Here is a 26,566-nt window from a genome sequence, read left to right as displayed (position 1 = left end):
AGGGCTAGTGTCGAATGACGCTATCTCTCTGCTTTTTTTAATTTCAGGAAAAGAGGAATAAAAATGAGTTTACTTAAAGTTGAAAGTTTATCACATAGTTTTATAGATAAAGTATTATACGAAAATGCTTCTTTTGATTTGCATAAAGGGGAGCATATGGGAATTGTTGGACAGAATGGTGCAGGAAAAAGCACATTAATGAAAATATTGGTGGGGGAAATTATTCCTGATAAGGGAGACATAAAGTGGCAACCTAATATTCAAATTGGACATCTTGATCAATACGCAGAAATTGATGAGGGTTATACCATTTCACAATATTTAAAGAGAGCCTTTTATGATTTGTATGCAATGGAAAAGAGAATGAACAAGTTATATGAAGAAAGTGCGATGACTGGAGATGAAAATCAACTATTGAAAGCGGCAGAAATTCAAGAACTGCTCGAGGCCCGTGATTTTTATTCAGTAGATAGTATTACGAATAAGGTGGCAGCCGGTTTAGGTATTGATGTGATTGGGATGGATCGTGTGATTGGTGAATTAAGCGGAGGGCAGCGTGCAAAGGTAATTTTAGCAAAGCTCTTATTAGAAGAGCCTAATATTTTATTGCTAGATGAACCGACGAATTTTCTCGATAAGGAGCATGTGGAGTGGCTTGCTAATTATTTAATGAATTTTGAAGGAGCGTTTATTGTCGTATCACATGATTTTGATTTTCTGGAAAAGGTAACTTCTTGCATATGTGATGTAGAGTTCGGAACAGTTAAGAAGTATTACGGCAAATACTCAGATTTTGTAAGACAAAAGGAGCATTTGCGAAAAGATTATATTCGCCAATATTATGCACAGCAAAAGAAAATTGAAAAAACGGAAGAGTATATTCGTAGAAATATTGCTGGGGTGAATTCAAAAATAGCGCAAGGTCGTAGAAAACAATTACAGCGTATGGAAAGAATTGCGCCACCAAGTTTTAATCATAAACCGTCTATTCATTTTCAGGAACTTCCCATTTCAGTTCAGACAGTTCTTGAAGTAAATAATCTTGAAGTTGGTTACGACTTCGCTCTCTTACCAAAGTTGAATTTTTCAGTAATGGGTGGGCAAAAACTTGTTATTACAGGTTTCAATGGAGTAGGGAAATCTACTTTATTAAAAACAATCGTTGGAAATATTGCTAGTATTTCTGGAGAGTTTCACTTTTCAGAGCAAATAAAGATTGGATATTATGAGCAAGATTTAAATTGGAGCAATGATTCTTTAACGCCGCTTCAAATTATTTCAGAACAGTTTCCTAAACTGAATATGAAGGAAATACGCCATCATTTAGCTGCGTGTGGAGTGAAGGATACGCACGTTTCGCAAGAAATTCGTACGTTAAGTGGTGGTGAACAATCGAAGGTGAAACTGTGTGGATTATTACTATCACCTTGTAACTTCTTAATTTTAGATGAGCCGACAAATCATTTGGATGCAGAAGCGAAGGAAGCTTTGCAAAAGGCGTTAATTAAGTTTAAGGGCAGCATTATACTCGTATCTCACGAAGCAAGTTTTTATCTTGATTGGGCAGATAGCATCTTTCATATAGAGACAGGATTAGTTAAGGGGGGGTGAAACATATGAGTGAAAACAATTGGAAAACGAAAATTATATTATTTTTGACCGCTCAAACTATTTCGTTGTTCGGTTCCTCTCTCATGCAATACGCGATTATATGGTATATCACCCTTACAACATCATCAGGAGTGATGTTGACTATTTCAACTGTTTGCGGTTTTTTACCACAAATTGCGATATCTTTGTTTGCAGGTGTTTGGATTGATCGTTATGACCGTAAAAAGATGATTATGTTATCGGATGGAATTATAGCGATTGCGACGTTAGTCTTAGCAATTTTATTTTTAACAGGATATAAAAGTATTTGGTTACTTTTTATTGTGTTACTCATTCGTTCAGCTGGAACAGGAGTACAAACGCCAGCTGTGAATGCATTAATTCCGCAAATCGTTCCGAAAGAGTATCTGATGAAAGTAAATGGAATAAATAGCAGTATTACATCTTTAATTATGTTTCTTTCTCCAGCAGCAAGTGCGACGATTCTTTCTATTTCCAGCATTGAAACAACATTTTTTATTGATGTTATTACGGCTATGATTGGAATTAGTATTATGTTTATTATTCAGGTGGAAGGACATGCGAATGTAGAGAATAAGCAAAAATCTAATCTACAAGGAATTAAAGAAGGATTCTCTTATTTAAAAGAAAATGTATTTATTAAAAGGCTAATCGTTTTATTGATTATCGTCATGATTTTAATAAGTCCAGCTGCTTTTTTAACACCTTTAATGGTAACTCGTTCTTTCGGGGCCGAAATGTGGAGACTTACTGCTAGTGAGATGACCTTTAGTGTGGGAGCGGCAGCTGGTGGCATTTTGATTGCAGCGTGGGGTGGTTTCCGTAATCATACAACAGCGCTAGCTTGTGCGTTGTATGGACTGCTTATGATTGGACTAGGGATCGCTCCGGTATTTATTATGTATTTAGTATTTAACTTTTTAATTGGTATAACAATGCCGTGCTTCAATACACCAGTTACTGTGTTATTGCAAGAGAAAGTAGAACCATCAATGCACGGACGGATGTTTAGCCTTGTACAAATTGCGAATTCATGCGCGCTTCCTTTAGGAATGATAATATTTGGTCCATTGTCGGATATGTTTAGTGTAGAGATTTTGTTAATTTATGCTGGGATATTCGTGCTATTTTGCGCAATGTATATTGTATTAAGCAAGAGGTTTGAAGTGTAAATATTTATAATTTAGAAGGTTTGCGAAGTGATTTAAGATGCTTTGCAAACCTTTTTTTTGTTTGTTTAGTCAATAATTATTTTTTAGATAATATGATGGTAAGAATCTAAGGGGAATTACATAAGTAGAGGAGAATGTGAAATGAAAAATAAATACGTAGTAGCTATTTCTTTCATGATTTTAGCGATTATTTCTTTAACGATACATGCTTCAAACAGTAAAGTAGGAGCGGATGGATTTCTTGAAGAACCTTTCTTTTTCCTAGTACCGATAAGTTATATATTGTTCCTTAGTGGTATTGGTATATTGCTATTTGGATTTATTACTTCAAAGCTGAAAAAGGGCAATAGATAGGGACAAAACACTCACTATGAAATAGAAACATACTATATGGAAGAAAAAGAATAAGTGAGATGAATCATGATGAATTATTATTTTTATAATGGTAGACAAGTAGGAGCTGCTATTACGCTGGCTGGGGCACAAGGGACAATTCATGCTGTGAATCAAGCTATTCAAATGCAGCAACAAGCATATTTTGCACAAATGATGCAAAGTCAGTATATGCCCTATTCACAACTTCCGATGCAAATTATACATTACGATGTACATCCAGCTGGTTTATTTTCCATTCCATATGGCGGGACATATTTCTTATGAAAAAAAGCGACTCAATAGAGTCGCTTTTTTATATTCCGCCTAACTTCATTCCAAGGAAGGCAAAGGCGATACCAATTATGTAAGTAGCACTTAAATATAAAAGAAAGATGTATAGTTTTTTACGATTGAGAAGCTGAACAGATTCTAATTTAAACGTAGAAAATGTAGTGAATGCGCCCATAAATCCAGTACCTAATAATAGTTGCCAGCCTGTAGTGAATCCGTTGCCAATTATATATCCAAGTAAAAATGCCCCTGTTATATTAATAAGGAATGTAGCAATTGGAAATTGTGTTTTATTTCTTTTCTTAAACCAATTGCTAATTGCAAATCGTGTAATCGCACCGAAAAATCCTCCTGTTGCGACTAATAAGGCTTCTATCATGAGTAATCACCTTCCGTAAGAGATTTCTTAATTAAGAAATCTCCAATTGTATGGCCAAGGCCAGACATAATGAGGCCACCAAGTATGCTACATGATACATATAAGAAGCCTATGCTCCACTCAGAATGATTGATCAATTGCACAGTTTCTACACTAAATGTTGAAAAAGTCGTAAAGGAACCGATGAATCCAGTTCCGATGCCTGTGATAATCTCTGAAGGTAAGATGTTTAGCCGAGCGATATAAGTAGTTAGCCACGCTAAGAAGAAGCAACCAATTAAGTTAATGAGTAATGTTGCTAATGGAAATGAATGATGCCAAAATGTGGTGATATTAAGGCCTAAATAATAACGAGAAAGAGCTCCTAATATACCGGCAATGCCGACGATAATATAAATCAATTTTCTCACCTCTTTAAATAGCTTGCTCAAAAAAATAGACTCCTACCAGTATGTATACTGGTAGGAGTCATTAGCTAAGCAGCGTTTATGGCGAACTCCATCGCCTATGATTATTACATATAGTGTACTAAATATACCGTTTAATTTCCAGTGAGGAGGTGGGTGTAACTTTTCTTTTTTTGATGTCTGAAGGTTTTTTAAGTAATTAAAATGGGATCGATTACTTATCAACTAAATATAGTGATATACAGTTTTAATTATGATAAAATGTTTCTTATGTGTGTCGTTTTGTTTCATTTGACTGAAAATAAAGAAAAATAAATTCGCGTGAAAAGGAGTCATTTATTTGAAGAAATTTTTAAAAATCGTATTTATATGTGTTTTAGTAGTAGCGGGCATTGTAGGAGGGTTTCTAGCGTATATGACACTTACTAAAGAACAGCCTGCTGATGTTATAAGCTTGAAGGTGGAGAATAATAAGGAGCGCGTATTAGCGACTGGAAATGAATTTAAAGTTACAACATTTAATATTGGATATGCTGGGTTAGATAAGGACCAAGATTTCTTTATGGATGGTGGAAAGGGATCTGGTTCAAGTAGTAAAGAGCAAACGGAAACTAATTTAAAGAATATGCTTTCGTTTTTACAAAATGAGAATAGTGATTTTGCGCTATTACAAGAAGTTGATATAAAGTCACTTCGTTCATTTGATGTAAATGGACATGAATTTTTGAAAAAAGGATTACCTGATTATGTTTCGTCATTTGGCAAGAACTACGATACGAAATGGGTTCCAGTGCCAATAACAAATCCAATGGGATATGCGGAGGCTGGATTAATACGTTTTCTAAATACACTGTTCAAGAAGCGAAGAGGTTCCAGCTTCCTGGAATGGAGCCTTGGCCAAAGCGTTTGTTTGATTTAGATCGAGCAATTGTGGAATATAAAATTCCTGTTAATAATGGGAAACATGTTAGACTCGTAAATTTACATTTGTCTGCTTATGATGAAGGCGGGAAAATTAGAAAACAGCAAGTAGAGTATTTAAAAGAATATATGAACAAGCATTATGAAAATGGTGATTACGTAATAATGGGTGGAGATTGGAATCAATTGGTTTCGAACGCTCAATTAAGTGATCCGAAGTTCGTGAAAGAGCGTCCTGAGTGGTTAGTAGAGTTACCGAAGGACTTTACAGACGGTGGCTTTAAGTGGGCTGTAGATCCGTCTGTTATGACTGTAAGAGATGATGTAAAGAAATATGTAGAAGGTGAAAATTTCGTCACTATTATTGATGGCTTTATCGTTTCACCGAATGTAGAGATTGTAAATGTACAAGGGAAAGATTTAAAGTTTGAAAATAGCGATCATAACCCAGTAAGTGCGGTATTTAAACTGAAGTAATTGATATGTATAAGTAGAAGGTGGGGCTTCATATGGAGTGGTTAAAGAGGACTTGTTTTTCTAACCTTGAGAAAGAATCACAGAAAAATCATTTATTACTGTTTATAACGATTTGTAGTTTCTTCCTTGGGATAATCGCGATTGGGTATTATGGATATATTTTTACAGAGAGAGCAATAGCATTTTGGATTTGTGGTATTTCTGTCGTTGCATTTGGAACGCTTTTTACTTTTATAAAAAGTATGGAATCAGTGTATAAATATATCATGACATTTATGTTGCTTACAATGTCTTACATTATGGTACAAGCTTTTAATGAAAGCCCGGCTGTATTTCAAATGGTCTATTTTACATTAGCTGTTTCACTTATTTACTTAAGTGAGCGCCTCATTTTAATTCTTGGCGGGATAGCTGTTGTGATCACATTTATCCTTTGTAGCTATTGGCCGGAGCAATTTTTTGCTTATACAGCCTCGTCTGAAGCTGCTAATTTCGCAAGTTTGTTAGCGATTGTAACAATCGCTATGTGGGGCGTCACGAAAATCGGTTCTAATCTGCTCCTTCGTTTAAGTGATGAGAAGCAAGAAGTAATGAGAAAAGCTCAGGAGTTAGAAGAGACGCAAAGACTTATTGAAGAAACAGTTGTGAAACTAGATAGTAATTTCAATCATTTAAGACAAAATATGAACACGTCGATGGAATCGATGAGTGAAATTAATTTTGCCTTTGAAGAGGTGGCAGTTGGTACGCAATCACAATCAGAGATGATGTATCGTTCGGTAGAAGTATTGAATGATATGGAGGGAAATATTGAACAAATCATCTCTCAAGTAAGAACTGCATCGGCTCGTGTGGATGAAAGCTTAGAAATTTCAAAAGGTAGTGTACATACTCTAAGAAATTTTGAAACTAACATGAGAAGTTTAAATGATGTTGTTTCACAGTCTGGAATTATATTTAGAGATTTAATGATGCAATCGAAACAAATTAATGAAATTGTAGATGTAATAACGAATATTTCAAGTCAGACGAGTTTGCTAGCTTTAAATGCAAATATTGAAGCTGCGAGGGCAGGCGAGCATGGAAAAGGTTTTGCTATTGTAGCGAGTGAAGTGTTAAAGCTTGCTGAAGAATCAAATCGTTCTGCGGGAAGAATTCAAGGGATTTTGAAGGAGTTTAGTAATCAAGCAAGTAAGGTAGAAGTGCAGGTAGAGAAATCAGAAAGAGTACAAGAAGAATGTAACGAGATGTTAGCAAGTGTTTTAACAAATGTAACTGATTTAGGGAAGTTTATTGATGCGATTAATGAAGTAATGCGAGAGGTTGTTGTTCATCAAGAAAGTTTCCAAGTTAAAACGACGAATATCGTAAAGGATGTTACGCATGCTTCTAACGTAATTCAGCAAACTTCTACAGCTACAGAAGAAGTGCTAGCGAGTGTGGAAGAAGAAAAACATCGAAATGATACGTCAGTGAAGACGTTACAAACTGTTAGCGAGCAAGTGAAGTTGTTAGAAGATATTTTAGAAAAGTAATATTGCTTAGAAAGAGCACGAATGATGTGCTCTTTTTTCATTGAAACGAATACTTGATAGGAATTTAATTGCTTTTCTGCGCGTTTTCTGCCAAGCTTAAGGAGATAAAGTGAGACTAGTACATACTGATTATTAGCCCTCACCAATCAAGCTATCCGCAAATAGCGGAATAAAATACTTCAAAGAAAGAATTATATAGGTGACGCATATGATCGAAGTTAAGACTTCTGAACTTAGTGATGGAGAATTTAATAGAGGTGTATTTGCAACTCGTGATATTAAAAAGGGTGAGTTGATACACGCAGCACCAGTTATCTCTTATCCGAATGAACAGCATGAACATATTGAGAAAACGTTACTTGCTGATTACGCATTTGAGTATGGAATCAATCATACGGCAATCCTTTTAGGATATGGTATGTTATTTAATCATTCATATACACCGAATGCAACGTATGACATCGTTTTTGAGAATCATACATTTAACTTCTATGCTTATAAAGATATAAAAGCAGGAGAAGAAATTTTAATCAATTATAATGGTGAAGTTGATAACGATGAGCTGTTATGGTTTGATAAAGAAAAAGAAGAGAACGAAAAGTAATATAAAGAGTATAGAAAGAGCACATTCTGTGGGATGTGCTCTTTTTGTTGATGTAAATAAAGTAAAAAGTACAAAAAAATACCACTTTCTTTTTATATGGTATAGTAAGATACTGAGGGATAGTGTTTTGAAAAAGTCACATATTTTACAAATTGTTGTCTTTCTGATGACATGTCAAGTTTAGTAGTCCATTTGGGTTGCTTTATTATGCAATATATATTTTAATATGATTGGCACCTCTTATAAATTAAGAGGTTTATAGGTGTCTCGAATTGATTTTGGGTACACTGTATCCACCACTTTAGGTTCTTTCATGTACGTGGGGATATTATGGGCCCGTATAACGGGATAAAATGAATATAGAAATAGAGGAATCGTAAAATGAATATGCAAGAGGTTTATAAATATTTAAGTACGGTATTGCCTGAAGGACATGTTAAACAAGATGAAATGTTAAAGAATCATACGCATATTAAAGTTGGCGGAAAAGCAGATGTTTTTGTTGCGCCTACAAATTATGATGAAATTCAAGAAGTTATTAAATATGCGAACGAATATAATATTCCAGTTACGTTTTTAGGAAATGGATCGAATGTCATTATTAAAGATGGTGGAATTCGCGGGATTACAGTAAGTTTAATTCATATTACAGGTGTTACTGTAACAGGAACGACGATTGTAGCACAGTGTGGTGCAGCAATTATTGACGTATCACGTATTGCCTTAGACCATAACTTAACGGGTCTTGAGTTTGCTTGTGGTATTCCAGGTTCAGTTGGCGGAGCATTATATATGAATGCTGGTGCATACGGCGGTGAAATTTCGTTTGTATTAACAGAAGCTGTCGTAATGACAGGTGATGGAGAGCTACGTACTTTGACGAAAGAAGCATTTGAATTTGGATATCGTAAGAGTGTATTTGCGAACAACCATTACATTATTCTTGAAGCGAGATTTGAACTTGAAGAAGGTGTACATGAAGAAATTAAAGCCAAAATGGATGATTTAACGTTTAAACGTGAGTCAAAACAGCCTCTAGAATATCCTTCATGTGGTAGCGTATTTAAGCGCCCACCAAATAACTTTGCTGGTAAGTTAATTCAAGACTCAGGACTACAAGGTAAGCGAATTGGTGGAGTAGAAGTTTCTTTAAAACACGCTGGATTTATGGTGAATGTTGATAACGGAACAGCACAAGATTACATCGATTTAATTCACTTCGTACAAAAGACAGTTGAAGAGAAATTTGGCGTGAAGTTGGAGCGAGAAGTAAGGATTATTGGAGAAGATAAAGAATAACGAAATACGTATGAAGATATGAATTATTTTAAAATAACATTTGGGTATTGTTGACAATTTGTTTTCGATTCAATATAATGGCTAATAATTTAACAAATAACATACGTTGAAAGAGCCCAGTAGCAGTTTGTCACTGTTAACGAGAGAGCTAGGGGTTGCTGGAACCTAGCACAAACAAACTTGCGAATTACACTCTGGAGTATCTTAGGTAATGCTAAGCGGACTAGCAATCGATATTATTGCTAAGAGTGGTATGAGTAGCTATGCTATTTATGCAAACTGGGTGGTAACACGGTGAATAATCGTCCCTATGTCTATCGTAGACATAGGGGCTTTTTTGTTTTTAAAAAGTAAAGGGGATGACAAATGATGAATATTATTGATGAATTAGAATGGCGCGGCGCCGTTAATCAGCAGACTGACGAAGAAGGCTTACGTAAGCTAGTAGAAGAGAAAAAGATTTCACTATATTGCGGAGTTGATCCAACTGGTGATAGTATGCATATCGGACATTTGATTCCGTTTATGATGATGAAGAGATTCCAATTAGCTGGCCATCATCCTGTTATTTTAATTGGCGGGGCAACAGGAACAATTGGTGATCCGAGTGGACGACAATCAGAGCGTCAGCTTCAAACGTTAGAAGTGGTTCAGCATAATGTAGATGCGTTAACAGCACAAATGAAAAAGCTATTTGATTTTGGTGGAAATAGCGAAGTGAAGATGGTAAATAACTATGATTGGACACATGAAATAAATATTATTGAGTTTTTACGTGATTACGGGAAAAACTTTAGCATCAATAGCATGTTAGCGAAGGATATTGTAGCAAGTCGCTTAGATACAGGTATTTCTTTCACAGAATTCACGTACCAAATTTTGCAAGCGATGGATTTCCACCATTTATACACGAAAGAGGATGTTCAGCTGCAAATTGGTGGTAGTGACCAATGGGGAAATATTACGAGTGGTTTAGATTTAATTCGTAAGTTAGAAGGTCATGAGGCGAAAGTATTCGGATTAACGATTCCGTTATTATTAAAATCGGACGGTACGAAGTTTGGTAAATCAGCGGGTGGTGCGGTTTGGCTTGATCCTGAAAAAACGACGCCGTTTGAATTTTACCAGTTCTGGGTAAATACAGATGACCGTGACGTAATTAAATACTTGAAATACTTTACGTTCTTAACGAAAGAGCGTATTGATGAATTAGCAACGAAGGTAGAAGCGGAACCTCATAAACGTGAAGCGCAAAAAGTGTTAGCGGAAGAAATGACGAAATTTGTTCATGGAGAAGAGGCGTTCCTGCAAGCTGAGAAAATTACAGCAGCGTTATTTAGCGGAGATATTAAATCGTTAACAGCTGATGAAATTGAACAAGGCTTTAAAGAAATGCCAACATTCCAGTCTTCAAAAGAGACGAAAAACATCGTAGAGTGGCTAGTCGATTTAGGGATTGAACCATCTAGACGACAAGCACGCGAGGACATTAATAATGGTGCGATTTCTATGAATGGTGAGAAAGTAACAGATGTGGGTACAGATGTTACTGTAGAAAATTCATTTGATGGAAGATTTATTATTATTCGTAAAGGGAAGAAGAACTACAGTCTTGTGAAATTAGGATAATAAGTAAGGCTGGAAAATATATCGGCGATTTTTCGAATATATCGACCGTAACTCGAATTATATCGGCGATTTTTGAAATATATCAGCGCAAATCCGAATATATCAGCGATTTTCCCAATATATCGATTTATCGACAAAAAGCGACAATAAGAGCTGTTCCGAACGGGACAGCTTTTATTGTAAAAAGTCAGTATATTTAGATAAATTTAAAGGGTATATAATTTTTTTGACGAATAAATAAGTTAGAGAAAATTACGGATAAAAAATAGCCCGAACCATGCAGGGCATGATTCGGGCTTATATTCAGATTAGTAAGCTAAGCTGAATAGACCTTTAATGTGTGATAAGTAACGAACGTTACTTGCTTCTTTCATTAATGATGCTGGTAAGCCTTTAAGTGGAGTATTGCTTGCTCCAATTGTAGCAACCGCATCTTTACGTCCTAGACTAGCAAGTGTTCCAGAGTTTACAGGTGCGAACTCTTCTAATGCTTTGCCTTCTAGTGCTGCGTATAAGTTGTATCCAATTAACTCACCCATTTGCCAAGCGATTTGTGCAGTTGGTGGGTATGGACGTCCGTCTGGAGCGAAGACAACTGCGCTGTCTCCAGCAACGAATACGTCTTTGTGAGAAGTAGATTGTAGGTATGCATCAACTGTTGCACGTCCACGGTTAACTTCAAGACCTGATTCACCGATTAATGGATTACCTTGTACGCCGCCTGTCCAAACGAATGTGTTAGCAACAAGTTTTTGACCATCTTTTAAGTCGATTTCATTGCCAGCAACGTTTGTTACAGGAAGACCAGTTAAGAATGTAACACCGCGTGCTTCTAGGCTAGTAGTTGCACGTTCGATTAAGTGGTCTGGTAATACTGGAAGGATTTTTGGACCTGCTTCAACAAGAAGAAGTTTCACTTCTTTTGGATTTACGCCGTGGCTTTTTGCAAGTTTAGGCATAATGTCAGCAAGCTCACCAACTAGCTCAACGCCAGTTAATCCGCCACCACCGATTACGATTGTAGCATCAGCTTCGTTTTTCGTTTTCGCGTATTCACGAATACGGTCTTCAACGTGTTTGTAGATTTTGTTTGCATCAGCAGCAGATTTTAATACCATGCTGTTTTCTTCTAGTCCTGGAATACCGAAGTAAGCAGTTTTACTTCCTAAAGCAACTACAAGTGCATCGTAAGATAAAGTAGTGCCACCAGCTAGTTTGATTTCTTTGCTATCAACTGAGAATGACTCAACTGTTGCGATTTTAAGATCGATGTCTTTCCCTTTGAAAAGCTTTGTAAGTGGCATTGCAACTGCTTGCTCAGACACGTTACCAGCTGCAAGGCGGTGTAGTTCAGTGATGATTTGGTGTGTTGGGTATTGGTTAATCACTGTAACTTGTGCTTCTGATTTGCTGTAATATTTACGTACGTTTAAAGCGGCAAGAAGACCGCCATAACCAGCGCCTAAGATGACAATTTGTTTTGACATAGTATGATATCCCCCGTCTTTACTAATTGTTGTTATAAGTTAAATTATTTATTGTTACGTTCTGCACTAATTTGAAGATATGCGTTCACAAAGCGGAACATTTTTTGTGCTTGTGGATCTTTTAATAATTTTAAAAGACCGAATAGGCCGATAACTTCGTTGCTTTCTTCAGCACGATCTTTCGCTTCGATTGCAGTTGCAGCCATGCTTTTCACTGTATCTTTTACAGGTTCTACAAGCTCTGTAATTGCACCAACAGTGTCGCTTTTTAATACTTCATCAGTAGCAACAGTTTGAGCGAAGTCATAAGATTTAGTTAAAATGTTAACAAGCTCAGTTAATTTTGGAAGCTGTTCTACTAGTGTTGTTAATGATTCTTGTACCTCAGGTTTTAACAACTGATCAAGTACATCAAGTTGTCCTTGGCTAGCAGAAATTTGTACAGTTTCTTGTTCTGGCTTTGTTTGAGTCATAGTTTCTGGCATCTCCAATTCTCCTTTACGATAGCAATACTCTTATTTTTTATAAGTAAGATAGTAAACGTTTACGAAACTTTATACAAAGTTTCACAAAACACAATAAAATGCCTTTAAATTTACGACAGCAAGTAAGCTGCAAACATAAATCTAAAACCATAACGTCTTACTTATTATTTATGAACTGTCCGATACATGGCTTGTCCGCATAATGGAAAAGCTCCGTTACCGGAAAGTGTATATAATATATATCCTATATTATATACTATATACACCTATGTTAACATAAAAATGATTCCTAATTATTTGATATTGAGTGTATAACGTAGTGCTGACAAGGTATGAAAGCGTATAAAATATTTTGTTCCAGTTAGAAATGTATATACATATAAAGAAAAAAAGGAAAAAATGAACAAATTCATGTTCGTTTTTTCCTTTTTCCTATTATTCACCTTCTACAATTAGCATCGATGTGTTACCGCTTTTTTCAAGATGGCATTCGCCCCAAGTACAAAGAGAATCAAGAATGGACTCTAAAGACCAACCGTATTCTGTAAGTGAATATTCTACTTTTGGTGGTACTTGATTGTATACCTTTCTTTGAATGACCCCATCGTCTTCTAATTCACGTAATTGCTGAGTTAACATTTTTTGTGTAATCCCAGGCATTAAACGTTTTAGTTCACTCGTTCTTTTTGTGCCTTTCGTTAGATGACAAAGGATAACAACCTTCCATTTTCCACCGATAACCTCTAAAGTCGCTTCAACGGGAATATTATATTTCTTCATATAAAAATCTCCTTTGATGAATGTAGATTTAAGTTCTCCAACAAAAGAAGCTAAATAATTAAATGTTACTAAAAAGTGCCTATAGCACTTTAAAGTACGTACTTTTTATCATGTTGAATATGTTCCATAATAGCATACGTAAGAGGAAAATGAGTAGTACGGTACTAAAAAGTGCCTATGTTACTTTTAGGTACCTATCGTACTTTTAAGTGCGTTCTTCAAAAAAAGAGTAAAGCCATTCATAATAGCGTATATCAACAGTAAAGTTATTTTTGTAGAAGATAAAAAGGCCTTTTTATCATACTATTATGATTGGATTTCTCGCATTAAGGAGGAGTTCAATTGAATTCATATACAGTATCTTCTTCGGTTATGCAGACGAATCGGAGAAGTATGTTTGCTTTATTAGCACTAGCAATTAGTGCGTTTGGAATTGGTACAACTGAATTTATTAGTGTCGGCTTATTACCATCTATCTCAGAGGATTTACATGTTTCTGTTACAACAGCGGGGTTAACTGTTTCTTTATATGCATTAGGAGTAGCGTTTGGTGCTCCAGTATTAACGTCATTAACAGCTAGTATGTCGCGAAAGACGTTATTAATGTGGATTATGATTATTTTCATTATTGGTAATGGAATTGCGGCGGTAGCAACAAGTTTTACTGTGTTACTTATTGCGAGGGTTGTATCTGCATTTGCGCATGGTGTTTTTATGTCAATTGGATCTACAATTGCGGCTGCGCTTGTACCTGAGAATAAACGTGCAAGTGCAATAGCATTTATGTTTACTGGTTTAACGGTTGCGACTATTACAGGTGTACCAATTGGAACATTTATCGGTCAACAATTTGGCTGGAGGGCCTCGTTTATTGTTATTGTGGCCATTGGAATCGTTGCTTTAATCGCCAATAGTATGCTAATTCCTTCTAATTTAAAAAAAGGTACGTCTGTATCATTTCGCGATCAATTTAAGCTGATTACGAATGGAAGACTGTTACTTGTATTTATTATTACTGCATTAGGATACGGGGGAACGTTCGTAACATTTACGTATTTATCTCCGTTATTACAAGAAGTAACAGGATTTAAAGCAAGTACCGTTACAATTATTTTGTTAGTATACGGAATTGCAATTGCGATTGGGAATATGGTCGGGGGAAAATTATCAAATCATAATCCGATTCGAGCGTTATTTTACATGTTCTTTATTCAAGCGATTGTATTATTTGTTTTAACATTTACAGCGCCATTTAAAGTCGCTGGATTCATCACAATTATTTTCATGGGACTATTCGCATTTATGAATGTTCCAGGACTACAAGTGTATGTTGTTATATTAGCTGAGAGGTTTGTACCTAGCGCTGTTGATGTAGCATCGGCGATTAACATTGCAGCATTTAACGCAGGAATTGCTCTTGGTGCTTACTTGGGCGGTATTGTAACGAACTCGTTAGGATTAATTCATACGGCTTGGGTAGGTGGAATTATGGTAGTAGGTGCTGTTGTTTTAACTGCGTGGAGTATGACATTAGAAAAAAGAGATCAAGTAAAATAAAAGGAGAGAAAATAAAATGAAAAACTTACAAAGTAAAACAGTATTAAATAATGGTGTAGAAATGCCTTGGTTCGGTTTAGGTGTATTTAAAGTAGAGGATGGACCAGAACTTGTAGAAGCAGTGAAATCGGCGATTAAAGCAGGATACCGCAGCATTGATACAGCTGCAATTTACGGAAATGAAAAAGCTGTAGGTGAAGGCATTCGCGCGGGTATAAAAGAAGCAGGCATTTCTCGTGAAGATTTATTTATTACTTCAAAAGTGTGGAATTCGGATCAAGGATATGAAACGACACTTGCTGCATATGAAGAAAGCTTAAAAAAATTAGAGCTGGATTATTTAGATTTATACCTTGTTCATTGGCCTGTAGAAGGGAAATACAAAGATACGTGGAGAGCGTTAGAAACACTTTATAAAGAAAAACGCGTACGTGCAATTGGGGTAAGTAATTTCCAAATTCATCACTTACAAGATGTAATGAAAGATGCAGAAATTAAACCAATGATTAACCAAGTAGAATACCACCCTCGTTTAACACAAAAAGAATTACAAGCTTTCTGTAAAGAACAAGGTATTCAAATGGAAGCATGGTCACCACTTATGCAAGGTCAATTATTAGATAATGAAAAATTACAAGAAATTGCTGAGAAACACGGTAAAACAACAGCGCAAGTTATTTTACGTTGGGATCTTCAAAATGGAGTAATCACTATTCCAAAATCAACGAAAGAACACCGCATTATTGCAAATGCCGATATATTTAATTTCGAATTAACGAAAGAAGATATGGAAAAAATCGATGCGTTAAATCAAAATCACCGCGTTGGTCCGGATCCTGATAACTTCGATTTCTAAGATTAAAGTAAGAAAGAAGAGTGCGTAAAAGCACTCTTTTTTTGTGCATAAAAATAGTTTCTAAATAAATACTACTTAGTATTAAGTTTGTGATAAGGGGCTGTAAACATGAATATAAAGCAATCGTTCAAGATTTTAGCTATGTTTTTAAGTGTTTTATTTGTGTTATTCCCGCTTCAAAAAGCATTTGCAGAAGTTATGGACCATACAAAGTATGAAATGAATTGGAGTTATAGTAAGTCAAAGAAGAAACCAATTCGAACAGAGCTTATTAAAACGGCAGATGGCAAAATTGCTTTTTGCTTAAATGTAGATTTGAAATCTCCAAGCGGTCAAGATTTACCGGAAATGGGGAAAGTGGATATTAACGTATACCGTGTACTATTGAATGGATATCCACAAAAGAGTCCACAAGAATTAGGTGTTTCTGATTGGAGAGAAGCACATTACGCAACGCAGCTTGCAGTGTGGAATGCGTTAAAACAAATCGATATTAATGATTTAGATTTCCGCAATAAAAATGTAGAGAAAGTAACGAAAGACATCGTTGCAAAAGCAAGCGCTAGTGAAGAGTTACAAGAAATTACGATGAGTGTAACTCCTACAGAAGAACAAGAAGCAGTATTAAAAAATGATTTCTTTGAAACAGGTTTATATACAGTAGAAACAAATGCAAAAAGCGGAACGTATAAAGTGCAAGCAACAGGTGCACCAGCGGGCGTGAAATTTGCAAATGAAAAAGGCGAAACAAAAACAGAATTTAATGTAGGAGACAAGTTCCGCATTTTAATTCCGAAACAAACACCAGCTGGTGGATTTAGCTTTAAAGTATCAGGAAATTTAACGAAATTACAAGGGATTGCGCATAAAGGTACACCGACTATTCAAAATGCAGTAGTATTACTTGAGCGTAGTGAAGAAAAAACAAGTCCAGAGTTAGCGGTAAGTTGGAAAAAGGCTGAGGCTCCAAATAAACCAAATAAGCCATATACTCCAAATGAACCGCATAAACCGAATCAAAAGAGATAATGAAAAAGCATTGGCGTATGCCAATGCTTTTTGTATGTGAGGATAAAAGTTATATTGAAAAAAATAAAATGGATAGAAATAGTGTTTTTAAAGGTTAAATTATATTTAAAAATAATATAAATATAATAAAATCCTGACGTTACGATTAATAGATTAAATTCACAAAATTGTAATATTATTCTTGGGGGGGAGGCTATTAAATGAAGGTAAAAGCGTGTAAAATTCAGTTGGAAAAACTACCTATAGATGGTCATATATGAAGAAAATGTAAGTTTTTATTGCTATTTTTATTTTTAGATGTATAGATGACAATACTGACAAATATCTTTTACTATTCTCTTTTTTATGTAGCAAGAGAACTCATCACAAATAGAGAGAAGTGAGGAGGGCATATTACATAAAAATTTTACAATGTAAGAAAGCGAATGCATGGAGAGAAATGCGGTAGTAATATATACAGGTGCGCGAGGTGTTAGTCCATTCATCAAATGTTTTTATAGAAATAATAGGATTACTTATTAGGTGAATATATAGGATAGTTTATCTAAATAAAGGAACAGGGGACACAGATTATGTCGAAGAAAAAGACAAGTAGGGTATTAGTAGCTAGTGTTTGTTTAGCTACGTTATTGACGCCATATGGACTTGAATTACCTAAGGTGTATGCAGAGATGACGATTGAAGATAAGGAGAAACAGCAAGAAGAGCGAGTGTATCAATTGCTGCCAAAAGGTGATGTAGAAGGGATGCGTGAGTTGCATCAGCGTCGAATGAGTTTTTCTCCTTATGAACCAACTGGCATTTATGTAAAGCCAGGTGAAGAAGTAGTTATTCAAGTAGAAGGGACTCAACAGATTAAAGCTTATATTGGTACATATTCTTATGAAAAAGAAGAACCTAAACAATTCAACTTAAATTCTGGTGAGAATAAAATTTCTTCTCCAAATGGGGGGCTATTATACTTTTATAATTATCACAACACAGGAGAAGTAGTGGCTAAAGTGAAAAAAGGTGGTACATCAAATCCTTTATTTATTTTAGGAAAGCATACGACAAAAGATTGGAAGCGTATGTTGGCAGAGAATCCTGATCCATATGCAATAGAAATGAAGGGAGAAAATAGTTTATTAACTATGCATCCTGAAACTGTGGCGGAACATTTGAAGCAAGAAGATCCAGCTGAGTTATTAAAGAAGCACGATGAAATAATTAATATAGAACATAAGATATCAGGTTTATCAAAAGATGGTGCGGGTGTTGCGAATCAAGGTAAACATTCCATTCATTTTGTTGAAGACTGGTATACAGACGATTATATGTATGCGACTTATTATCGAACAGCTTATAGTAAAGGCAATTTAGAGTCAGTACTAAATCTAGAAGAGTTAACTAATGATGGATGGGGGCCTTGGCATGAAGTTGGACATCAACATCAACAAGACACTTGGTTATGGGATGGACTTGGAGAAGTAACCGTTAATATTTATTCTTTGGCAGTTCAAACTACATTCGGGCATAAAACAAGGTTAGAGCAAGAGGGGCGCTATGAAGCTGCATTTGCTTATTTAGGTAAACCGGATGCACAAGAAAAGATGGATGTATTTGAGAAATTAGTTATGTTTTGGCAGTTACATTTAGCTTATGGGGATCAATTCTATCCGAATTTACATCAAATGTATCGTTTGTTACATGACACAGAACTGCCTAAATCTGATGAAGAGAAAAAGCAGATGTTTATTTATATGACGTCAAAAGTGGCAGGACAAAATTTAATTCCTTTCTTTGATAAATGGGGATTATTTGCAAATGATGCTACGAGAGAAAAGATTGAAAAATTAAATTTACCAAAATTAGAAAAAGAAATATGGTTATCTACAGATAGCAATCCAATTCGTGAAAAACAAACTGAGTTATATGAAGTTCCATATGGCGAGCCAAATAATGAAAAAATACAAAATGTAGTAATCGGTACTACACATGATGAGAAAAAAGCAAAGGAACTTGTACAGAATTTAGGAGAAGGTGTAAAGACAACAGGTGTGATTATGCAAGATAAGCCTGAAGTTGGAGAAAAAACTGTAAAAGTAGAAATTGTAGATAGAAAAGGGAATAAGAATTTTATTCCAGTTGTAGTGAATGTTGGATATGGGGATAGCCTACTTGTATATGGATTGAACTATACTAGGGAGGGAGATTTGAAGTCAACCGTAACTCTACATCATGGTACAAAAAAATTTAGTGCAACAGATACAAAAAATTTAATTCATGATTACTTTAAAGATGAAAAGTATTTTGAGTTCACACTGTACGATAAAGAAGGAAGAGAGAAGAAAAATGTAGCGGTAAAAGGCTTGGAAAATACAGAAGTTCTTGCCAAGGAATTAAATGGGTTAGCATTTGAATATGGAGATGTGGTGAAAGTATACCATGCAGAGTCTTCACGTTTACATTGGTATCAAAAAGGTTTATATGTGGGAGAAGGAAAAAATAAAGAAATAAAAGAATTATTCTTCAAAATTACTGAAAATGGATTTGAGAGATTAAAATCATTGCAAGAAGTAACAGCAAAGCCACAAACAGTAGTAGTCGGAACAGAAGCAGAAAAGCTAGAAGCGAAAAACTTTGTTGAAGTGAAAGACGGAGAAGTAATTGGCTTTGTAGAAAAGCCAACTACAATGAAAATCGGAAAACAAACAGCCAAAGTAGAAACGAAAGATCGTTTTGGAAATAAGCAAGTAACAGAAGTACCATTAGAAGTGGTTTATGGAGATAGCATTGCATATGCAGGATATGGCAATGATATTGCTTCAATTGTAACTTTAAAGCACGAAGAGAAGAGATTCCATGCAACTGATATGGATAGCGAAATTCATGAGTATTTTAATAAAGAGCTATACATGGGGATCACGTTATACGATGGAGAAGGAAAAGAGAAAAAACATGTAACAGCAGAGGGACAAGAAACATCAGAGAGCTTTGCGAAGCAAGTGAATGGTATGCAGTTCGAGTATGGAGATGTAGTGAAAGTATTCCACGCAGAACCGATTCGTTTGAAATGGTATCAAAATAATACACTTACTGGTCAAGGTGAGAAAAAAGGGGCAAAAGAACTATTCTTCAAAGTAACAGAAAAAGGCTTTGAGAGAATGGATATGTTGCAAGAAGTAAAAGCAGTGCCACAAAAAGTAGTAATTGGAACTGATAGCGAACAGTTAGACGCGAAAAATTTTGTTGAAGTAAAAGATGGAGAGGTAGTTGGATTTGTAGAGAAACCAACTACATCAAAAATCGGTGAACAAAAAGTAAAAGTAGAAACGAAAGATATGTTTGGAAATAAGCAAGTGACAGAAGTTCCTCTAACAGTAACGTATGGAGATAGTCTTGTATACCAAGGGCTGGGTGATGATATTCGTTCTATTGTAACGTTCAATCATGAAGATAAGAAGCTACATGTAACGCATACAAATGAACAAATTCATAGTTACTTTAAAAATGAATTATATATGGGAATTACCCTATATGATCAAAATGGAACGGAGAAAAAACATGTAACAGCAGAAGGACAAGAAACTTCAAAGAATTTTGCTGAGCAAGTAAACGGAACTTCCTTCCAATATGGAGATGTAGTGAAAGTGTATCATGCGGAATCAGATCGTTTGAATTGGTATAAAAATAGTGAGTTAGTTGGAAAAGGAGATAAGAAAAAGTTTAAAGAAATTTCCTTTAAGATTACTCCAAATGGTTTAGAGCAAGTGCAATAATAAAAAAAGCTCGTAAAACATTATGTTTTACGAGCTTTTTTATTATTCAGCTTCAGAAACAACTGTGAAGCGTTCGTTTACATGTTTTGGATTTTCGATTTCATCAAGTGCTGCAACTGCGAAGTCTTCGTAACTTACGTAGCTATCACCTTTTGCGTTAACAAGAAGGTTGTCTTTGCCAGCTTTGTAAGAACCAGTGCGTTTTCCTAATGCGAATAGTGCAGAAGGGCTGATGAATGTCCAAGTGATATCATTTGTTTGCTTTAAGATTTCTAAGTTTTTACCTTGGTTTTGAGCTGTTGCAAGGTATTCGCTCGGGAAACCTGGTGTATCAAATACACGTGTTGTTTTTTCTTCGTCTACAAATAAGCTTCCAGCGCCGCCAACTACAAGTAATTTTGTGTTAGGGGCACCTTTCATAGCTTCAATTAGTACGTTTCCTGCATCTACGTGAAGGTGTTCTTCGCCTGCTGGAGCACCGAATGCATTTACAACGACATCGAATGCTTGCAAGTCGTTAGATGTAAGAGAGAATACATCTTTCTCTAAAACTTTTACGTTTTCTTCTGTAATTTTTGCAGCGTTTCTTACGATTGCAGTTACTTCATGTCCGCGATCTAATGCTTCTCTTAAAATACGACTTCCTGCTTTACCAGTTGCTCCGATGATTCCGATTTTCATAATAAATTCCTCCAAAGTGTTTTGTTAAAGTGTATATCTGAAAGTAAATGAATACGTTGTAATTAGGTTTGTTACAACCTGATGTAATCATTATAGTTACAGGTTGGTGTTTTTGTCAATAGGGTTGTTTGTGAATTTATTTTTTGTCTTAGTATGCACAGTTAGAGGGAGGGTAGTCATAAAGGTATTATTACTGCGATCCTGTCTAATATTTGGAAATTGCAAATTGTCGAAAAATGTTGATTTTTGAATGTTTTTTAAATATAATTCGTTTTATGGAGAAAAGGAGGGGTTAATTGTATGAATATTTTGGAACAATTCGTTTCGTCAACGAATACAATTCTTTGGTCATATATTCTTATTGCAATGTTAATTGGTTTAGGTCTTTATTTTTCTATTAAATTGAAATTCGTACAAATTACTCATTTAGGGGAAATGATTCGTTTAATGAGTGATGGGTTAACTGGAAAGACGCGTAAAAAAGGCAGTGTATCTTCTTTCCAAGCATTTTGTATGAGTTCTGCAGCTCGTATTGGTATCGGTAACTTAGCTGGTGTAGCGTTAGCTATTTCTATGGGAGGACCTGGAGCAGTATTTTGGATGTGGGTGATTGCGATTATCGGGGCTTCTTCAAGTTTCGTCGAAAGTACGCTTGCACAAATTTATAAAATAAAAGATGGCAGTGGATTCCGTGGTGGTCCTGCTTATTATATGGAAAAAGGTTTAAATAAACGTTGGATGGGGATTTGGTTCTCTATTCTGATTACAATTAGTTACGGTTTAATTTTCAACTCAGTACAAGCAAATACAGTTACATTAGCGTTTAAAAATGCATTTGGTATTGAGCGTTACGTTGTTGGGATTGTATTAGCAGTATTAGTTGCGGTTATTATTTTTGGTGGTGTAAAAAGTATCGCGCGTATGTCGGAAATGATTGTTCCACCAATGGCAATTCTTTATATTGCGGTAGCGATTTTTGTTGTTATTAAAAACTTCTATTTACTACCAGATGTGTTTACAGAAATCTTTAAAGGTGCATTCGGTTTAGATTCAGCTGTAGGCGGTGGTATCGGTGCTGCGATGAAATATGGTATTCAGCGCGGATTATTTGCGAATGAAGCAGGTATGGGTAGTGCACCAAACGCGGCAGCGACGGCTGATGTAACGCATCCAGCTAAACAAGGTTTTATTCAAACAATTGGTGTTTTAGTAGATACATTCTTAGTATGTACATCAACAGCATTTATCGTACTATGTTCTGGTGCATATAAAGCAACGAACTTAGAAGGTATTGAATTAACACAAAATGCATTAAGTTCACAAATTGGCCCGTGGGCAAGTAGCTTCTTAGCGATTATTATTTTCTTATTTGCTTTCAGTTCGCTTCTAGGAAACTACTATTATGGTGAAACGAATATTGAATTTATTAAGCAAAGCAAAACGTGGTTAACAATTTACCGTATTGCGGTAGTTGGAATGGTATTATTCGGTTCCGTAGCAACGCTTCAAGTTGTATGGAATATGGCAGACTTATTTATGGGTCTAATGGTAATAACGAACTTAATTGCGATTACACTTCTTGGCCGATTTGCGTACGCGGCATTAACAGACTATGTAAGGCAAAAGAAACAAGGGAAAGATCCAGTCTTCAGTGCAGATTCTATTCCTGGTTTAACGAATACAGAGTGCTGGGATAAGCCAGTGGTAACAGATAAAGAAAAAGCAGTGTAATTGAAAAGGCGAGCATCGAGGTAAATTTGATGCTCGCCTTTTTTGTTGTAGTAAATGATGAAAAGGGTGAGGGGTAATTATTAATATAACTTTTTGTTTGTTCCTCTCGTTATTTGTGGGGAACGTACTGTTTTAAAAGTATGGCTGGTCGAAGAGGATAAGAGATTGAGTATTGGATAAATGCATGTAATAGCTATATTTTTATGAAAAAAACACGTATGTTAAGATAGTTAACGCAATCATGTCATAAAACCTAACATAAAGTTCTTGATTACTAAAAGTTTTTAGAATATAATTTTCTTATTGTTAGGAAGAGGGGGCAATGCAAATATGGATTTTTTAGCTAGGGTAATTGGGGATGTAAATAATATCCTTTGGTCATATGTCATTATTGCGATGTTAATTGGGTTAGGGCTCTATTTTTCATTTCGTGTGAAATTTGTCCAAGTTCGTTACTTCGGTGAAATGATTCGATTGCTTGGGGATGGGGCAAGTTCGAAAACGAGGAAAGCGCAAAAGGAGAAGAGCGGTGTATCATCGTTCCAGGCTTTTTGTATGAGTACAGCTTCTCGTGTAGGTACTGGTAACTTAGCTGGTGTAGCTATCGCAATCTCAGCAGGTGGACCAGGAGCAGTATTTTGGATGTGGTTAATCGCAGTAATTGGGGGTGCTTCTGCATTTGTAGAGAGCACATTAGCGCAAATTTATAAAGTGAAAGATGGGAATGCATTCCGTGGGGGCCCAGCGTATTATATGGAAAAGGGTTTAAATAAACGCTGGTTAGGTGTTGTGTTCTCTGTTCTAATAACAGTAAGTTTCGGATTGATTTTTAATGCTGTACAGTCTAATACTGTAGCAGCAGCTTTTGATGGGGCATTCAAAACAGATAGTAGGTTAGTAGGTCTTGTTATGGCTGGTTTACTTGCAGTTATTATTTTCGGCGGAGTAAAACGAATTGCTCGCGCGGTTGAAATGATTGTTCCAGTAATGGCAATTATTTATGTAGCAGTGGCATTATTCGTTGTTGTGACAAACATTACGGCAATTCCGTATGTATTTAAAGAGATTTTCTTACATGCTTTCGGAATTAAAGAAGTAGTAGGTGGGGGACTAGGAGCCGCGATTTTACTAGGGGTAAAACGCGGATTATTCTCAAATGAAGCAGGTATGGGTAGTGCGCCGAATGCAGCTGCGACTGCAAACGTAACCCATCCAGTTAAACAAGGTTTCATTCAAACTTTAGGGGTATTTACAGATACATTATTAATTTGTAGTTGTACAGCATTTATTATTCTTTTATCAGATGTGCATAATGCAGCTGATTTAAATGGAATTCAATTAACGCAGCAGGCGTTAAGTCAACATATCGGTCCATGGGCTTCTATATTTGTAGCAGTTGCAATCTTCTTGTTTGCATTTAGTTCATTAGTAGGTAACTACTACTATGGTGAAACAAATATTGAATTCTTAAATGGAAGTAAAGTGCTATTAACAGCGTACCGCATTGCTGTACTTGGTATGGTTATGTTAGGATCTGTAGCGACAATTCAAATCGTTTGGGATGTAGCAGATTTATTCATGGGTATTATGGCTGTTATTAACTTAGTGGCGATTGTATTCCTCTCTAAGTATGCTTTTGCGGCATTATCAGATTACGTAAAGCAAAAGAAACAAGGGAAAGATCCGGTATTCTATGCGGATTCTATTCCAGGTTTGAAAAATACAGAGTGCTGGGATAAGTCAGCAGTAGCTGATAAAGAAAAAGCAGTATAATGAGGTGAGCATCAAGTGAAACTTGATGCTCATTTTTTGTTTTATCCAGTTGTTTATAGATGGTAAAAGACGAACATTTATGAGCATTTCATAATTAAATGTAATTTTTTAAAGAAAAGTGCGGATATGAGTTGTGATTTATGTTAGAATGGAAAATGCCTTTGAAACAAAGAGTTTTTATGACATTTCCTATCCAATCGAAGGTTACGGAGGAGAAATGGAAAGTTCGGATTATTTCTTGTTTTGAATAGTCAGACGTTCAACGTTAATGAAGAGTTAAATGGAGGATTTTATTAATGAAGTTTGTTATGTTCCTTGTAGGATTACTCGTTGTGTTTGTACTCGGTTTTCTTATAAGTGCCGATCGAAAGAAGATTAAGTATAAACCAATCGCAATTATGCTTATTATTCAGCTAGCATTATCTTATTTCTTATTAAATACGCAAGTTGGTTATATTTTAGTAAAAGGAATTTCAGATGGATTTGGCGCACTTCTTGGATATGCGGAAGCTGGAATCGTTTTCGTATTTGGTGGTCTTGTTAATAAAGGAGAGGTTTCATTCTTCTTAACAGCGCTATTACCAATCGTATTCTTTGCGGTTTTAATCGGAATTCTGCAACACTTTAAAATTTTACCGATATTTATTCGTGCTATTGGTACGTTGTTAAGTAAAGTAAATGGTCTAGGAAAACTAGAATCATATAATGCAGTAGCAGCTGCCATTGTTGGACAAGCAGAAGTATTTATTACAGTAAAAGATCAATTAAGTAAAATCCCAAAACATCGTTTATATACATTATGTGCATCTTCTATGTCGACAGTGTCGATGTCAATCGTTGGTTCTTATATGAAAATGATCGAACCGAAATATGTAGTAACAGCACTTGTATTAAATTTATTTAGTGGTTTCATTATCATTCATATTATTAACCCGTACGATATTACAGAAGAAGAAGATACACTGAAATTAGAAAATAAGAAAAAACAATCATTCTTTGAAATGCTAAGCGAGTACATTATGCTTGGTTTCACGATTGCGATTACAGTAGCAGCTATGTTACTTGGTTTCGTAGCATTAATTACAGCAATTAATAGCTTGTTTGATTCAATGTTCGGTATTACATTCCAAGCTATTTTAGGATATATTTTCTCACCATTAGCATTCGTAATGGGTATCCCTCAAGCTGAGATGGTAACAGCGGGACAAATTATGGCAACAAAATTAGTATCAAACGAGTTTGTTGCGATGCTTAATCTTGGAAAAGTAGCTGGTGATTTATCGGCTCGTACAGTTGGTATCCTTTCTGTATTCCTTGTATCATTTGCGAACTTCTCATCTATCGGAATTATCGCAGGTGCAACGAAAGGTATCGATGAAAATCAATCAAATGTTGTATCATCATTCGGTCTACGCCTTGTATACGGTGCGACATTAGTAAGTATTCTATCAGCGATTATCGTTGGTGTTATGTTATAAAGTGAAACTTTAATCAGTGGGGTGGCTTTATCCCACGATCATTATTAGCCCTCAACAATCGGGGTGAAAAAGGATGGTCCTAGCTCATAGCTAGGGCTATTTTTATGGTAAATTTGCATGAAAAAACCAATTAATTAGGAATATATTAACATATAAAAATCTTTTAAAATTTATATTGCATTTCGTCTAGATAACGCTTACAATTTGATTTGTAGGTGGTATCAATT

The 26,566-nt window shown here is 35.5% G+C and carries 21 protein-coding genes, 1 pseudogene, 1 riboswitch and 1 other annotated feature; of the genes and pseudogenes, 16 read left to right on the top strand and 6 right to left on the bottom strand.

All coding sequences use genetic code 11. The annotated features are described in order from the left end of the window. Positions 1–63: 63 nt before the first annotated feature. The 4 genes from MHB52_RS26220 (at position 64) to MHB52_RS26205 (ending at position 3,464) form a co-directional block, all read left to right on the top strand. Entirely contained in the window at positions 64–1,611 is a 1,548-nt protein-coding gene (locus MHB52_RS26220; RefSeq protein ID WP_061664392.1) for an ABC-F family ATP-binding cassette domain-containing protein, read from the top strand. Positions 1,612–1,616: 5 nt separating this feature from the next. Further along, the gene (locus MHB52_RS26215) at positions 1,617–2,804 is read left to right on the top strand and encodes an MFS transporter (protein WP_061664391.1); all 1,188 of its coding nucleotides are present in this window, start codon (positions 1,617–1,619) and stop codon (positions 2,802–2,804) included. 141 nt (positions 2,805–2,945) lie between these two features. Beyond that, complete coding sequence (locus tag MHB52_RS26210) at positions 2,946–3,158, top strand: DUF3955 domain-containing protein (RefSeq protein WP_000792610.1); 213 nt, start codon at positions 2,946–2,948, stop codon at positions 3,156–3,158. A 66-nt stretch (positions 3,159–3,224) separates the two neighbouring features. Then, complete coding sequence (locus tag MHB52_RS26205) at positions 3,225–3,464, top strand: DUF3947 family protein (protein ID WP_061664390.1); 240 nt, start codon at positions 3,225–3,227, stop codon at positions 3,462–3,464. A 28-nt stretch (positions 3,465–3,492) separates the two neighbouring features. On the opposite strand, the gene crcB (MHB52_RS26200) is transcribed toward MHB52_RS26205, so the two are convergent. After that, positions 3,493–3,849 (bottom strand): fluoride efflux transporter CrcB, encoded by a 357-nt coding sequence (crcB, locus tag MHB52_RS26200; protein ID WP_000568575.1) that lies wholly within the window; start codon positions 3,847–3,849, stop codon positions 3,493–3,495. Then, on the bottom strand, positions 3,846–4,250 hold the full coding sequence (gene crcB / locus MHB52_RS26195) for a fluoride efflux transporter CrcB (protein ID WP_000639314.1): 405 nt from the start codon (positions 4,248–4,250) through the stop codon (positions 3,846–3,848). The genes crcB (MHB52_RS26200) and crcB (MHB52_RS26195) overlap by 4 nt, the downstream gene beginning before the upstream one ends. A 54-nt stretch (positions 4,251–4,304) precedes the next feature. Further along, positions 4,305–4,364: riboswitch (Fluoride riboswitch) on the bottom strand. 232 nt (positions 4,365–4,596) lie between these two features. On the opposite strand from crcB (MHB52_RS26195), the pseudogene MHB52_RS26190 reads away from it, so the two are divergent. From MHB52_RS26190 to tyrS, 5 genes and pseudogenes are all read left to right on the top strand, one after another. Next, positions 4,597–5,654: pseudogene (locus tag MHB52_RS26190) on the top strand (endonuclease/exonuclease/phosphatase family protein). 32 nt (positions 5,655–5,686) lie between these two features. After that, positions 5,687–7,189, top strand: coding sequence for a DUF4077 domain-containing protein (locus MHB52_RS26185; RefSeq protein ID WP_061664389.1), 1,503 nt, complete (start codon positions 5,687–5,689; stop codon positions 7,187–7,189). 208 nt (positions 7,190–7,397) lie between these two features. Next, positions 7,398–7,793 (top strand): SET domain-containing protein, encoded by a 396-nt coding sequence (locus MHB52_RS26180; protein ID WP_000573649.1) that lies wholly within the window; start codon positions 7,398–7,400, stop codon positions 7,791–7,793. A gap of 381 nt (positions 7,794–8,174) precedes the next feature. Next, entirely contained in the window at positions 8,175–9,092 is a 918-nt protein-coding gene (murB, locus tag MHB52_RS26175; RefSeq protein WP_001057102.1) for a UDP-N-acetylmuramate dehydrogenase, read from the top strand. A 97-nt stretch (positions 9,093–9,189) separates the two neighbouring features. Further along, positions 9,190–9,405: a binding site (T-box leader), on the top strand. A gap of 56 nt (positions 9,406–9,461) precedes the next feature. Further along, positions 9,462–10,721: a tyrosine--tRNA ligase gene (tyrS, locus tag MHB52_RS26170; protein WP_016118864.1), complete on the top strand. Its 1,260-nt coding sequence runs from the start codon at positions 9,462–9,464 to the stop codon at positions 10,719–10,721. Positions 10,722–11,029: 308 nt separating this feature from the next. On the opposite strand, the gene MHB52_RS26165 is transcribed toward tyrS, so the two are convergent. From MHB52_RS26165 to MHB52_RS26155, 3 genes are all read right to left on the bottom strand, one after another. Next, a complete protein-coding gene (locus MHB52_RS26165) occupies positions 11,030–12,208 on the bottom strand; it encodes an NAD(P)/FAD-dependent oxidoreductase (protein ID WP_000043203.1) in 1,179 nt (392 codons plus the stop codon). 44 nt (positions 12,209–12,252) lie between these two features. Continuing rightward, the gene (locus tag MHB52_RS26160; RefSeq protein WP_001115311.1) at positions 12,253–12,693 is read right to left on the bottom strand and encodes a DUF1641 domain-containing protein; all 441 of its coding nucleotides are present in this window, start codon (positions 12,691–12,693) and stop codon (positions 12,253–12,255) included. A 435-nt stretch (positions 12,694–13,128) separates the two neighbouring features. Beyond that, entirely contained in the window at positions 13,129–13,473 is a 345-nt protein-coding gene (locus tag MHB52_RS26155) for a winged helix-turn-helix transcriptional regulator (RefSeq protein WP_000760475.1), read from the bottom strand. 372 nt (positions 13,474–13,845) lie between these two features. Between MHB52_RS26155 and MHB52_RS26150 the strand changes: the two genes are divergently transcribed. The 4 genes from MHB52_RS26150 to MHB52_RS26135 all read left to right on the top strand — a co-directional run bounded on the left by MHB52_RS26150 (position 13,846) and on the right by MHB52_RS26135 (position 20,676). Next, on the top strand, positions 13,846–15,030 hold the full coding sequence (locus tag MHB52_RS26150) for an MFS transporter (protein WP_162840098.1): 1,185 nt from the start codon (positions 13,846–13,848) through the stop codon (positions 15,028–15,030). A 16-nt stretch (positions 15,031–15,046) separates the two neighbouring features. Next, entirely contained in the window at positions 15,047–15,886 is an 840-nt protein-coding gene (locus tag MHB52_RS26145; protein ID WP_000793548.1) for an aldo/keto reductase, read from the top strand. Between the two features lie 108 nt (positions 15,887–15,994). Continuing rightward, entirely contained in the window at positions 15,995–16,915 is a 921-nt protein-coding gene (locus tag MHB52_RS26140) for a thioester domain-containing protein (protein WP_001022513.1), read from the top strand. A gap of 572 nt (positions 16,916–17,487) precedes the next feature. Then, positions 17,488–20,676 carry a putative mucin/carbohydrate-binding domain-containing protein gene (locus MHB52_RS26135; protein ID WP_061664388.1) on the top strand — a complete coding sequence of 1,063 codons (3,189 nt, stop codon included), beginning with the start codon at positions 17,488–17,490 and terminating at the stop codon, positions 20,674–20,676. Positions 20,677–20,718: 42 nt separating this feature from the next. Here MHB52_RS26135 and MHB52_RS26130 read toward each other — a convergent pair whose 3' ends face one another. After that, positions 20,719–21,357 carry an NAD(P)-dependent oxidoreductase gene (locus MHB52_RS26130; RefSeq protein ID WP_061664387.1) on the bottom strand — a complete coding sequence of 213 codons (639 nt, stop codon included), beginning with the start codon at positions 21,355–21,357 and terminating at the stop codon, positions 20,719–20,721. Positions 21,358–21,657: 300 nt separating this feature from the next. Between MHB52_RS26130 and MHB52_RS26125 the strand changes: the two genes are divergently transcribed. The 3 genes from MHB52_RS26125 (at position 21,658) to MHB52_RS26115 (ending at position 26,339) form a co-directional block, all read left to right on the top strand. Then, positions 21,658–23,088, top strand: a complete 1,431-nt coding sequence (locus MHB52_RS26125) for an alanine/glycine:cation symporter family protein (protein ID WP_001022939.1) — start codon at positions 21,658–21,660, stop codon at positions 23,086–23,088. A 330-nt stretch (positions 23,089–23,418) separates the two neighbouring features. After that, entirely contained in the window at positions 23,419–24,861 is a 1,443-nt protein-coding gene (locus tag MHB52_RS26120) for an alanine/glycine:cation symporter family protein (RefSeq protein ID WP_000346415.1), read from the top strand. Between the two features lie 296 nt (positions 24,862–25,157). Continuing rightward, the gene (locus MHB52_RS26115) at positions 25,158–26,339 is read left to right on the top strand and encodes a NupC/NupG family nucleoside CNT transporter (protein ID WP_061664386.1); all 1,182 of its coding nucleotides are present in this window, start codon (positions 25,158–25,160) and stop codon (positions 26,337–26,339) included. The last annotated feature ends 227 nt before the right edge of the window (positions 26,340–26,566 follow it).

It is taken from the genome of Bacillus sp. FSL K6-0073 (genome assembly GCF_038006085.1).
Lineage (GTDB): Bacteria > Bacillota > Bacilli > Bacillales > Bacillaceae_G > Bacillus_A > Bacillus_A cereus.
Note: the sequence above shows the minus strand (reverse complement) of the source record. Positions and strands in the feature narration are given on the sequence as shown.